Annotated in this window: 4 protein-coding genes; all 4 read left to right on the top strand. The window is 62.0% G+C overall.

Annotated features, from left to right (window positions below):
• Positions 1-6: 6 nt before the first annotated feature.
• Genes VCK47_RS08735 through VCK47_RS08720 form a run of 4 tightly spaced genes read left to right on the top strand, consistent with a single transcriptional unit; the run spans position 7 to position 14,373 of the window.
• The gene (locus tag VCK47_RS08735) at positions 7-9,951 is read left to right on the top strand and encodes a hypothetical protein (protein ID WP_322892275.1); all 9,945 of its coding nucleotides are present in this window, start codon (positions 7-9) and stop codon (positions 9,949-9,951) included.
• 15 nt (positions 9,952-9,966) lie between these two features.
• Complete coding sequence (locus VCK47_RS08730) at positions 9,967-10,293, top strand: DUF3467 domain-containing protein (RefSeq protein WP_322892015.1); 327 nt, start codon at positions 9,967-9,969, stop codon at positions 10,291-10,293.
• Positions 10,290-12,215, top strand: a complete 1,926-nt coding sequence (locus VCK47_RS08725; RefSeq protein ID WP_322892014.1) for an HlyD family efflux transporter periplasmic adaptor subunit — start codon at positions 10,290-10,292, stop codon at positions 12,213-12,215. The genes VCK47_RS08730 and VCK47_RS08725 overlap by 4 nt, the downstream gene beginning before the upstream one ends.
• A gap of 10 nt (positions 12,216-12,225) precedes the next feature.
• A complete protein-coding gene (locus VCK47_RS08720; RefSeq protein ID WP_322892013.1) occupies positions 12,226-14,373 on the top strand; it encodes a PqqD family peptide modification chaperone in 2,148 nt (715 codons plus the stop codon).
• Positions 14,374-14,397 lie beyond the last annotated feature (24 nt).

Raw genomic sequence — 14,397 nt, 5'->3', positions numbered from 1 at the left:
GGTGACGTGACCGTCAACGCAACGCTGACAGCGACGACCGGCGATGTCGCGATCACGACCATTGCCAGCACGCCCGATGGCACGCTGGCCACGCATCAGGCCGACACCGTGATCTTCACGGCGACCTCGGCCGTGAACGCGGGCGCTGCGATCGACGTGCGCACAGGCGGCGATGTGACCGTTGCGGGTGATCTGAATGCGGGCACCTCGGTCGAGATCAACACCGTGCCGGGGCTTGCCACAAGCCTCAGCCCGGCGGACGAACGCGACAGCGTGATCGTGACGGACACCGGCACGATCGATGCTGTGACCAGCATCACGATCCTGACCAGCGGCGACATCACGCTTGATGGTGCTCTCGGCGCAGGGACTTTCATCCTGCTCAACACCGTCGATCCGACGGTGACTGACCAGCCGTTGCTGGAACAGGACGACTTCATCATCGTGAACGCCGCAATGACGGCAGGCACGCGGATCGACCTGCTGACCGGTGGCGATATCACCGTCAACGCTGCTGTGACGGCAACGGGCGGATCTGTCCGGTTGAACACGGTTTTCAACCCTGAAGGCGGGTTGCCAGCGGCGCAGCAGCTGGATGTCGTCACGATCAACGCAGCGATCACGGCACGCGACCGGATCGACGTGCAGACGCGTGGTGACGTGACCGTCAACGCAACGCTGACAGCGACGACCGGCGATGTCGCGATCACGACCATTGCCAGCACGCCCGATGGCACGCTGGCCACGCATCAGGCCGACACCGTGATCTTCACGGCGACCTCGGCCGTGAATGCGGGCGCTGCGATCGACGTGCGTACAGGCGGCGATGTGACCGTTGCAGGTGATCTGAACGCGGGCACCTCGGTCGAGATCAACACCGTGCCGGGGCTTGCCACAAGCCTCAGCCCGGCGGACGAACGCGACAGCGTGATCGTGACGGACACCGGCACGATCGATGCTGTGACCAGCATCACGATCCTGACCAGCGGCGACATCACGCTTGATGGTGCTCTCGGCGCAGGCACTTTCATCCTGCTCAACACCGTCGATCCGTCGGTGACCGACCAGCCGTTGCTGGAACAGGACGACTTCATCATCGTGAACGCCGCAATGACGGCAGGCACGCGGATCGACCTGCTGACCGGTGGCGATATCACCGTCAACGCGGACGTTGTTGCTGGCGGCATGATTTTCGCTAACACCCGCCAGAATGGCCAAAGCGGGGCAGGACCAGAGTTGCTGCGCGACCGTTTCGAGGTCACGGGCCTTGGTGCGATGAAATCGAACGGTTCGAGTATCAGCATCCTGACCGGCGGCGATGTCATCATCACCGGCGAGATGGACGCAGCGACCACGATCTTGATCAACACAGGGTTCGCATCCGGTGCTCCGATCGTCGAACTGCGCGACGTTGTCACCATCACCGGTAGTCTGATTGCAGGCACACGGATCGACGTCACGACCGGTGGCGAAAAAGACACCATCGTCATGGCTGGCCTGACCATGTCCGCGCCGATCATCCGCATCGACGGACAGGACGGCGACGATTTCATCCAGATCAAGGACAGCGGTGCAATCACCGGTGCGCTGACCCTTGCTGGCGGCGCGGGCAGCGACCGGATCGAAGTGATCCGCCTTGCGTCCCATGCCGCAGGCGACAGTCTGACCATCGACGGGGGCGACGGGTCCGATCAGATGATGATCCAGACCTGGGGTTCGCAGACCGGTGCTGCGGCGGGTATCGACTACCGCATCCGGATTTCCAGCGATGCCGTAATCAGCCCTGCCAATGGCGTCGACACGCTGGAAGTGCTTGGCACCGATAGCGATGACGACATCTTCCTCAGCCGCGCGAATTTTGTGGCCTTGCTGCATGGCACCGAAGAGCAGGTCATGGGGACCGCAACCGGACGCCCGACCAGCGTCGAACGGATCGACTATGACCGCAGCCTGAACGGACGGTTGAGCCTGATCGGTCTGGATGGCGACGACGTGTTCATCTCGGACGACAACGGCACCATTATGACGATGGACGGCGGTCGCGGGAACGACCGGTTCCAGTTCGGCCAGATCTTCGGATCGCAGCCGATTGCGGGCGGCATGTATGAAAACGACGAAGGCCAGATGGTGTCCAACGGCATCGCCGCAGGCGACGATATCGCCACGATCAAGACGACACGCGGCTATCTGTCCAACGGTCTGTCCTATGCCGTCACCGCCTTTGGCGGCGAAGGAGAGGATTCATTCACCGTCTATGCCAACCGTGGCGAATTGCGTCTCGAGGGCGAGGATGGCAACGACCAGTTCATCGTACGCGCCTTCCTGCTGGATGCCGAAGTGCCCGGCGGTGCCGTGCAGGGTGACATCAAGCTGCTGGCGGGTGCCGGTGACGACACGATCGAATACAGCATCAATGCGCCTGTCGATATCGACGGCGGTGCCGGTTTTGACCGTGTGATCGCGATTGGCACCGAAGGCGATGATGTCTTTGTCATCACCGAGGACGGCGTGTTTGGTGCGGGCCTCAACATCCGCATTTCCAATGTGGAAGAAGCGATCGAAGTCGACGGGCTGGAAGGTGACGACACCTTCTATATCCAGTCCACGCGCGCCGGAACGGTCACCAATGTGATCGGCGGGCTTGGGTCGGATACGTTCAACATCGCAGGCGATGTGAACGACCGCGTGTTTGCGGCTGATCTCAACGGTCGCTCTGCCAGCATCAACCACCGCGCCGAAACGGACGATGTCGATTACCGGACAACCTTGCTTGGTGGTCTGACTGCGACGGTGGCGGATGCCGAACAGGGTGCAATCGTCATTACACCGACCGGTAGCCGGACATATGTCGCCGAAGGCGGCGTGACCGACAGCTATACCGTGTCGATGGCGGCAACCCAGCCGCCCGCTGATGGCAGCAGCGTGTTTGTGACGATCTCTGCGGGTATCGCTTCGCGGCAGGATCGTAATCTGGTCGTGCCGACGATGGCCGATGGCACCGTGCTGACGCTGAACGGCAACACGATCACGCGTAACAGCGGGTCTTGGACGGCGGATGGCTTTGGCGACTGGCAGGGCATCACCCTGACCGGTGCGGGCGACAACTCCGGTCATTATTCCATCGTCTCGGTCTCGGCCGACGGGCTGGTCCTGACGATCGACGGAACATTCGCCGACACGATCTATGCGCCGACAGGCGAAGTGCTGACAGCCAGCGTATCCGGCCGTATCGCCAGCACTATCGAAATGCGTGCAGGCAGCACGGGGGCCTTTACCGACGGGATCGTGCTGGAATTCAACGCCAGCAACTGGACCATGGCACAGGTCGTCGAACTGCGTGCAATCGACGATGCCGCCGAAGAAGGCGCGCGTATCGTCCAGATCAGCCACGCCGTCGACAGCACCGATCCGGCCTATGACGGTGCAAAGGTCACCAACCTGATCGTGCATGTGGACGACAATGACCTGCCAGCAGTCCGTTTGATCGAAACCGGTCACGACACCTTTGTGCATGAAGGCACCGAAGAGACCCGCATTACCGACACCTATGACGTCGTGCTGACCCGTCAGCCTGCGGTCGGTGAAACGGTGACGGTGACATTGACCGACGACAGCAACTCCGGCGACCTGATTTACATGGTCGACGGTGTGGAAGTGACACAGATCGTCTTTGACAGCACCAACTGGGACGTGCCGGTCACTGTGACGATCATTGCCGTTGCCGATGGTGTGGTCGAAAACCGCGAGCGTGTTGTCGTGTCGCACACCGTGTCTTCGGACCTGGCGGATAGCATCTATGCCTCTGCTGCCGTTGCCGAACTGCAGGTCACCGTGTCGGACGGCGACAGCGCCGGTCTGATTATCCGCGAAAGCGATGGCCGCACGGTGATCGTCGATGCCCCCGGCGCGACCGACAGCTATACGCTGCGTCTGTCCAAGGCACCGACGGCGCCCGTGACGATCAACATCATCGACGACGGCCAGAACCGTGTCGTGCCGGGTGGTCGTGTAACCGAGACGGTGCTGGTCGACAACGCGTCGATCCCGCTGATGTTCGTCAGCACGGCTGACGGGCCTGACCGGATCGTGCGGACCGACGGGCTCAGCTTCCGCGATCAGGGCTTTGTGTCTGGCACGGTGATGGATATCACCGGCACGCTTTACAACAACGCGCCTTTCGCGATTGGCGAGATTTCGGCGGACGGGTCCACCATCTTCCTGTCCCGCGGGCAGGAGGTCATAGCCGAGACTGTGACAGCCAATATCACGGTGATCGTCGCACAGGTGACGTTCGACGAGACGAACTGGTTCATCGAGGTCGAGATCACGCTGGAAGCGGACAGCGCCTTCACGCCAACCGCAATCGACCGCGTGACCAAGTCCTTCCCGATCGAGGCGCATACCACATCGCGCATCAACGGCCCGCTTATCATCGACGGTGGTCCGACCACGGGACGTGAAATCCGTGCGGCGATCATGCTGGCAAACGAAAGCGATCCGGGACCGATCGACCTGATCGTTGTCACTGATGAAGCGGTGCAGAATGACCGTGTCAACGTGTTCAACGACTCGTCCGTGATCAATGACTTTGGCCGCATGTTCAACACCGAGGATGGCCGCACCCAGATCGAAGGCTTGGGCATGGGCAGCGGTACGGTCACGATCCCGCAGGGCGAGGGACTGCCGGATCTGGTGTTCAACAGGGGCATTTCGATTTCCACGGTGGAAATCATCGAAGTGATGCTGGGGCAGGGTAACGACACCTTTATCATCGACGGCACCAATATCAGTTCCGACTACAATGTCGGCGACGGGATGGTGAATCTGCCAATCACGCTGATCCATGGCGGCGGCGGGGCGGACACGATCATCGTGAACGAACTGACGATCACCGAATCCGGCAAGCGGACGCTGTTGGCGCTCTTCGGGGATACCGATGCCGATGGACGCCGCTACAACTATGAAGGCGGCGCGCCCAACGGCAATGCGTTCAACTTCAACGCGGTCGGCGCACCCCAGAACCATGGCGACTTTATCGACGCGTCGCGGGCAGGCCTGTCCGCGGACGATATCGGCATCATCATCTACGGCGGCATGGGTAATGACACGCTGATCGGGTCCGGCGGGCGCGACCATATCGCGGGCGGCGGCGGGGATGACACCATCTACGGCCTTGGCGGGGATGACATCATCTATGGCGACGGCGGCTTCAACCTTGATCTGGTCACGCGGACTCTGATCCAGGTCAGCTTTGTCAACAACACGCCGCAATACCTCAGCGCGGATACCCGCGCCGGTGGCCGCGACACGATTTACGGCGGCGACGGCCGTGACGTGATCTTTGGCGATCACGGGCGCGTCTGGCAGACAGCCGGCACGCATCTGATTACCTCCACAGGTAACTTCGTGCGGGTCGAAAGCACCGATTTTGCAGCCGGCGCCGATGACATCATCGACGCGGGTGCAGGCAACGACATCGTCTTTGGCGGGGCCGGTGCGGACCAGATCAATCTGGGCACGGGCGACAACATCGGCTTTGGCGACAACGGACTTGTTGACTGGACGATCTTCGACAAGGACAACCGGTCCATCGACCTGATCCAGACCCTGGCTTCTGCGATTGGTGGCAACGACACCATCATTGCCAGCTCTGGCAACAACGTGGTTCTGGGCGGACAGGGTGCCGATACGATCAACCTCGGCAACGGCACCAACATCATCATCGGTGATGCCGGCCGGATCACAGGCTACAGCAGCGGCGCGCTGCTTGGCACGCTGGAGCTGACGCTGGATACAATCGTCAGCACCGACGCGACGGTGGGTGGCGGCGATACCATCACCCTTGGCACCGGCACAGATTACGTCGTTGGCGGGACGGGTGGCGATACCATCACCGCCGTCGGAGTAAGCCAGTCGCCGGACATGATCTTTGGCGACCATGCCCAGATCAAGTTCCGCACCGGCGTTGCCGGTGACACAAGGCCGATCATCCTGTCGGCACGGTCGATCTTTACCAACATCGGTGGCGATGACATCATCCACACCTCTGGCGGGGCCGATATCATCGTCGGCGGCGTCGGGGCCGATATCATCACGGGTGCCGGTGGCAACGACATCATCTTTGGCGACAACGGATCGCTGACCGGCTTTGCGAACGACCCTGTGGGTGGTGCGCTCATCAGCCTTGCGCTGGCGCAGACACTGGCGGCGACGTTGGGCGCGCGGGATGAAATCCGGATCGGGGCAGGCGCGGCCATCATCTTTGGCGGTGCGGGCGACGATCTGATCGAAACCAATGTGGGCGGCGGTCTGGATGCGGCGGATATCCTGTTCGGGGATCATGGCCGCGTGCGCTTTGCCACGCCGACCGAGGCGACCCCGCAGCCGATTGCCGTGCTGATCGAAAGCACGGACGCAACGCGGGGTGGCAACGACACGATCATTTCCGGCAACGGATCGGATATCGTGATCGGCGGCTTTGGCAGTGATACGATCAACGCAGGCAACGGCGACAACATCGTCTTTGGCGACAATGCGCGCCTGATCGGTGCCGATGATACCGGTCTGGCAGCAGATGGCCGACCCATCAGGCTGGTCAGCCTGACCACGATCAACCCGACCATCGGCGGCGATGATACCATCACCACCGGTCTGGGGTCTGATATCGTGATCGGCGGCGCGGGGGCAGACAACATCAAGGCCAACAACGGCGAAGGGCCTGCCGTCTTTGACAAGTCGAACATCCTGATCGGCGACCATGTGGAAATGGTGTTCCTCAATCCCGAAACCGGCACCAACTTTGCGACGCTGATCCGGTCTATCGACTTTGTGCATGGCGGCGACGACACGATCCAGTCGGGCGCGGGCAATGACCTGATTATCGGTGGCACCGGCGGCGACCTGATCTTTGGCGCGGCGGGTCATGACGTGATCGCAGGCGACCATCTGGAAGTGACGGGCATCATCGATCTGTCCACATTGCCGCTGTATCGCCCCGAGTATTCGGCGTTCCGTGTAACCTCCATCGGCATCCGGGCGATCGACGGTGGCGGCGACGACACGATCTATGGCGGTGCCGGTGATGATTTCATCATGGGTCAGCAAGGTGCCGACACGATCTTTGGCGGGTCCGGCGACGATGATATCATCGGCGGTCACAATGTCGCGGGCGGTGCCGATGGCGGTGACGCCATCGACGGTGGCGCTGGCAATGACGTGATCCTTGGCGACAACGGCACGATCTATCGCGCGATGACGCAGGCCGACCTGCGGATGCGGGCGCTGCAGGGCGCTGTGATGTACGACGCCGACGGCAACCTGCTGGTCACAGATGACGCGCAGATCAACGTCGATGGCGTGGTCCAGCGCGAGATCACGCTGTTCGACCATGCACCCGGCACAAACCCTGCATTCTATGGCGACGACTACATCGCCGGCGGTGCAGGCGACGACATGATCTTTGGCCAGTTGGGCAATGACGTGTTGCAGGGCGACGGGTCCATCGACTTTGACCAGAACGGCATTGCCGATGTGTTCGAAGGCAAGGGCGTCTTTGCCTACCGCGACGAAAACCGTTTCCTTGTGATCAACCCGTCGATTGACGACTGGGGCGGGGTCGGCACCGATGGCGACGACTACATCGAGGGCAACGGCGGTGATGACATCATCTTTGGCAACCTTGGCCGTGATGACATCATCGGCGGTTCGTCGAGCCTGTTCGGTCTGGTCACGCGCGAACAGCGCATGGACGGCAGCGACATGATCTTCGGCGGCTCCGGCACTCGGATCGGGCGCAACGAACTGGGCGACGAATCCCCCGAAGGCAATGCCCGCGACAACGACACGATCGTCGGGGACAATGCCAACATCTACCGTTTGGTGGGTATAAATGGGGTCAGCTCTGGCAGCTATCTGACCTTCTCCTACGACACCTACAGCGATCTGATGCGGATCATCCCGCGCGGGGTCGAACTGCTCGACTATACGCAGGGCGGCTTTGACGTTGACCCTGTGTCGGCGGCGCTCGATCAGGGTGCGGCGGACGAGATCCACGGCGAGGATGGCGACGACACGATCTACGGCATGGTTGGCGACGATATCCTGTTCGGTGACGCCCATAACGACGACATCATCGGCGGCACCGGCAACGACTGGATTTCCGGCGGCACCGGCAGCGACGGGGTCATCGGTGACGATGGCCGGATCATGACCTACCGCAATTCCACAACCTTCGGCGAGGCGATCTATGGCATCGCGCCGCTGGAGGCCGTGGATGTGCTGGTCGTGGCTGCGGACTTTGATGCGCTGCGGACCGTGATCCATCGCGACCAGATGCTGATGAAGTCCGTGATCCTGACGCCGTTCTCGACCAATCCGAATGACCCCAACGACCAGTACTGGAATGCGACGAATTCCTCCGACATCATCTTTGGTGGCTGGGGATCGGACTTCCTGCATGGCGGCGTCGGCAACGATGCGATTTCCGGGGCCGAGGCATTGCCCTATGCGGCACGGCCACAGGACCACAACGGCAATATCATCAGCTGGGATACGCCGTTCAATCCGGGCAATACGGCCGAGGTGAATGAAATCTACTTTGCCGGATCACCGTCGCCTGCGGTCCATGTCGTGTATCTGCCCTTGCTGATCCTCGGGCAGCCGCGTGCGGCGATCACCTTCAACGCCAACAATCAGGTCACGCTGGAACAGGGCAACAACCCGTTCTTCCTGAACTTCGATCATACCGAAGGCCAGATCGACAGCCGCTCCGAGAACGGCCTGCCCTCCGACGGGGACGACCGGATCTTTGGCGGGATCGGGCATGATATCCTGTTCGGCGGCACGGGTCGCGACCATATCTATGGCGGCTACGGCAACGATCTGATCAACGGTGACGACAACCTCTTTACCGGTGGTATCGACAACCCGTTGACACCACAGGATGAATCCCTGCCGGGCTACAACAACCTGCCTGACGAGGACATCAGCTACGAGGACTTCATCTTTGGCGGGGCGGGGCGCGATTTCATGATCGCCAACAATTCCGGCGACCGTCTGGTTGACTGGAACGGCGAGTTTAACGAGTATTTCGTTCCCTATCGCAACGCTGGTGCGCCGACGGTCATCACCACGTTCAGCTCCTCTCTCGAGAATTACATTCTCACGGTGGGTCTGGCGGACGGGGCCGACGCGACACGCGCGGCCAAGGTCGATCCGGTCCTGATCGGGAACGGCACACCGGTGTCCAACCGTGGCGAACCTTATGGCGAGTTGGGTCTGATCAACAACAACCTGGGCAACGCGGTCAATCTGGCAGAGTTCCAGAAACAGACCGGCCCGGGCCTGCTGACAGGACGCGGCACTGTGGATGACGGCGTGATCCTGTTCCCCGACCCGATCCCGACAGGCCCGCGTCTGGAGAGAGGGCCAATCGACGACTACGGCTTTGGCCCGCGCGTGCCCGGCACCGTCGGCATGTTTGCCGGTGACGCCACCACGATCAACGCACCGATCACCGCCGATACCGGCGCTGATCGCCCCAATGCCAACATGATTACCAGCTTCACACAGACGGTGGGGATCACGGTGGGCGGCGATGGTATCGCGGTGATCGACGGGGTCAGCATCGGCACGCAGGTCCTGAGCTATGTCTATAACGAGGAGACCGGCAACTTCGAACAGATGGCCGTGGTGCCGCCGCGTGTGACGGGGGCGACGACGGTGCTTGAACTGTTCGACGCGGATGGCGCATTGTTTGCCTATGTCGATGAATTCGGCGGCGTCTGGATCATCGACGATGTCTACGATAACCCCAACGGGCAACGTGACAGGGTCGAGCCTGTCGGCGAAGACGACCTGATCGAGGATGACTGGCTGCTTGAGGCGACGATTGCAGGCGGGCTTGCCGGTGTGGCCGCGATGCCGTTCCGGACGGGGCGTACGGAAGAATAACAAGGTGGACGCAAGATGGCCGACGACACGACACAACAGGGCGGGATGAACCCCGCCCTGGAACCCGGGCAGCACAAATCCGCGATTGCCTGGAACGACGCGAATATGGCCACCAGCTTTGCCAATGTCGTGAACATCCAGGGCACGCGCGAACAGGTCGAGCTGTTCTTCGGCACGCATCGGTCATGGAATCTGGCCAGTCAGGGCGATGTGAAAGTTGATTTGACCAACAGGGTCATTCTGACGCCTTATGCGGCCAAGCGTCTGAATACGATCCTGACCAAGGTTCTGGCGGAATACGAGGCGCGGCACGGTGTTCTCAGGACGGACGACCAGAAATGACAGCTGAAAATCAGGACATCCTGATTGAAAAGCAGACCCAGACCGATCCCGGCGATACAATCATCGCCGCCGTCCCCGGCGGGCAGGCGGCGTTGTGGCGTGATCTGACCGACCGCAGCGACCTGCGCAAACAGGCGCAAAGCTGGACGGAACTGCTGCATGCGCAGCTTGCCGACAACCCCGATGCCGCGCCCTTGGCTGTTTTTGCCTTTCGCTATGATGCCCCGTCGCGTCAGCTGACCCCCATCGGGTCGTTCCCGCGCAACCGTGTCGGTTCTGCCCTGACAGTCGAGGCAGCGCAATCGGCGGTCGATAACGGCAGGCCGGTCGCGCGCGGCGACATGCCCGGCAGTGACCCTGTTCCCAAGATCGCGCCAATGGCCGCCGCCGCGCCGCTGATCGTCAAGGACGTGCCGGTGGGTGTCGTCGTTGTGGAAATGCGCCCTGCGGGACAGGCTGCGATGCGCTGGGCCATGCGCCGCCTGCAGTGGGGGGCTGCATGGCTCCGCGATGCCCTGCGCGAAGAAGAGGGCGCGCGCGAGCAGACCCGCTATAGTGCTGCGGTGGAGGCGCTGAACACGATCATCGCCGCCGCCGAGCGCGAGGATTTCGTCACCGCCGCCAGCGCCACGGTCACGGACCTTGCAACCCGCTTCGGCTGTGACCGCGTGTCGTTGGGGATGCGCGGGTTGCGTCATACCAAGATCAAGGCAATCTCCCATTCGGCGCAGTTTTCCAAGCGGATGGAACTGGTGGCAAGGCTTTGCGCCGCCATGGACGAAGCTATCGACCAGCGGGCTGCCGTTCTCTGGCCTGACGACGGGACAGAGGATATTCTGGCCACCCATGCCGCCGCAGCGCTGGCCCGTGAACATGGCGCGGGGCATGTCTATACCGTGCCGCTTTACGTGAATGGCAAATTCATTGGCGGGCTGACGTTTGAGCGGCCCGTGGGCCAGCCTTTCGACGCCCGCGAACTGGAGGTGCTGGAGGCGGTGACCACCGTGCTCGCCCCCATTCTGGATGAAAAGCGCCGCAACGACCGCTGGCTTGTCACCAAGCTGGGCGACAGTCTTGTCGAGCAGATGAAGCGCCTGTTCGGTCCGGCCTATCTGCTGCGCAAGGCTTTTGTCGCGACGATTGTCGCGCTGACGGTTTTCTTCTGGTTCGCCGAAACCACCTATGAGGTCAGCGCCGAAGCCCGCGTGATCGGCACGATCGAGCGGTCCATCGTGCCGGGTTTCGACGGCTTTATCGCTGCGGCGCCGGTGCGCGCGGGTGATCTTGTGCGTGCGGGCGATCTGCTGGTCCAGCTTGATGACCGCGATCTGTCGCTGGAACGGCTGGGCATGGTCACCCAGCGCCAGCGCCAGCTGATAGAATACGACCGCGCCGTCGCAATCCGTGACCGGACCGAGATGAACATCCGCCAGACAATGATCGATCAGGCCGATGCCGAGATCGCCCTGCTGGACGAACAGATCGCGCGCACGCGGCTGGTCGCCCCGTTCGACGGGCTGGTCGTGGCGGGTGACCTGAGCCAGTCGATCGGATCGGCGGTGTCGCGTGGTGATACCTTGCTGACGATTGCACCCGCCGATGCCTACCGTGTGGTGTTGCAGGTTGACGAACGCCAGATCGCGGATCTGCAACCCGGCCAGACAGGGGCGCTGCGGGTTACGGCCCTGCCGGATCAGACCTTTGCGGTCGAGGTCACCAAGATCACGCCCGTCGCCACCTATGCCGAAGGCGCCACGACATTCGAGGTCGAGGCCGCCTTTCTGGGCGATGTCACCCCCTTGCGTCCGGGTATGCAGGGGATCACGCGGGTCGGTGTCGATGAACGCCGTCTGATTGCGGTCTGGACAAAGCCGCTGCTGGACTGGGCACGGATCGCGCTTTGGCGCTGGACCCCGGCCTGAGGCGGCGGGTATGACGCGCGCTCTTTTGTCATCGGACTGGTATCGCGTCGCTCCGCTGAAGCCGCGCCTGCGCAGTCATGTCGAGGTGCATCGCCAGCAGTTCCGGGGTGATACATGGTTCGTCCTGCAAGACCTGCACAGCGGAAAATACCACCGGATCACGCCTGCGGCGAATTACATCGTGGCGCTGATGAACGGGCGGCGCACGATGCACCAGATCTGGGAAGCCGCCTGTTTGCGGTTCGACGATGATCCGCCGACGCAGTCCGAAACGATCAAGCTGATGGCCCAGTTGCACCGGTCGGACCTGATCGCCAGCGACCTGCCGCCCGATATGGAAGAAATCGGTCGCCGGCACGCCAAGCAGGAACGCCAGACGATGATGGCGCGGATCAAGAACCCGATGGCGCTGCGTCTGCCGCTGTTCGATCCCGACAGGTTTCTGGGGGCGACTGTCGGGCTGGTGCGGTTTCTGTTCACGCCATTCGGCTTTGTGCTGTGGCTCGCGCTGGTTGGCACGGGCGTCGTGCTGGCGGTGCTGAACTGGCAGGTTCTGACCCGCGGCTTTGTCGATCAGGTGCTGGCTGCGGAAAACCTGATCCTGATCGCGCTGGCCTATCCGTTCGTGAAGGCCGTGCATGAATTGGGGCATGGCTATGCCACCAAGGTCTGGGGCGGCGAGGTCCACGAGATCGGTCTGATGTTTCTTGTCTTCATTCCGGTGCCCTATGTCGATGCCTCTGCCTCTGCCGCGTTCGACAGCAAATGGCGGCGGGCGGTTGTCGGCGGGGCGGGGATCATGGTGGAAACCGCGCTGGCGTCGATTGCGCTGATTATCTGGTTGAATGCCGAACCGGGGCTGGTGCGCGCCTTTGCTTTCAATGTCATGCTGATCGGCGGGGTGTCGACGCTGCTGTTCAACGGCAATCCGCTGTTGCGGTTCGACGGCTATTTCGTGTTTTCCGACCTGATCGAGATTCCCAATCTGGGCCAGCGGTCGAACGCCTATATCTTCTATCTGATCCGTACTTATCTGTTCCGCGTCAAGGACGTGCCTGACGGCGTGACCGCCAAGGGCGAACGCAAGTGGCTGTTTTCCTATGCGATTGCCGCTTTTGTCTACCGCGTGTTCATCAGCTTTGCGATTGCCCTGTTCGTGGCGTCCAAGTTCTTTTTCATCGGTATCCTTCTTGCGATCTGGGCCTTGTTCAACACCTTCATCCTGCCCTTGCTGAAGGGCGTGAAATACATGCTGACCAGCCCCGAGCTGCGCCAGAAGCGCGGCAAGGCGATGGGACTTGTCGGGACCGTTCTGGCAGGGATCGTGGCGCTGCTGTTCAGCCTGCCCGCACCCTATGCCACGGTCGCGCATGGCGTGGTCTGGCTGGAACAGGATGCGATTGTCCGCGCGGGAACCGATGGTTTCGTCGCGCGGATCGAGGTCGCGCCCGAGGCGCCCGTCACTGTCGGTATGCCAGTCGTGACGCTGGAGGATCCTGTGCTCGACCACCGGATCGCCATGCTGGAAAGCCAGCTGAGCGAGGCGCAGTTGCGTCTGCGCGCGATCCTTCTGGCCGATCAGGTTCAGGCCCAGATGATGCGCGACCGTGTTCTTTTGCTGGAGGATCAGTTGCGCGGCCAAAAGGAACGCCGCGATGCGCTTGTCGTGCAGGCCAGCGCCGACGGACAGGTCGTGATCCCGTCATCGGAAAGCCTTGACGGCAGGCTGATCCGCCAAGGTGAAGTGCTGGGCTATATGATCGGCGATGACGACCTGCGGCTGCGCGTCGTGATCCCGCAAGGGCAGGCAGAGATCGTGCGGTTCCGGACGCGTGATGTGCAGATCATGTTTCAGGACGCGATCGGCACCTCTGTCCCCGGTCGGCTGGTGGCCGAAGTGCCGCAATCGCAGGATGTGATCCCATCGCGCGCCCTGTCGACCGAGGCAGGCGGCGACATCGTGCTGAACCCAACCGGTGCCAACCCGCTGTCGACCCTGCAAAGCGTGTTCCAGTTCGAAATCGCCACGCGCGATCCGATGGCGGTGACCAAGGTGGGCGCGCGCGCGCTGGTCAAGTTCGACCACGGCTATGAACCGATCGGGTTCCGCCTGTATCGCAGCGTGCGGCAGTTGTTCCTGCGCCAGTTCCGTGTCTGAGGCGGCTCTCCATCCATCGGTGCG

Origin of the sequence: Yoonia sp. 72, from assembly GCF_034652275.1 — a bacterium.
Lineage (GTDB): Bacteria > Pseudomonadota > Alphaproteobacteria > Rhodobacterales > Rhodobacteraceae > Yoonia.
Note: the sequence above shows the minus strand (reverse complement) of the source record. Positions and strands in the feature narration are given on the sequence as shown.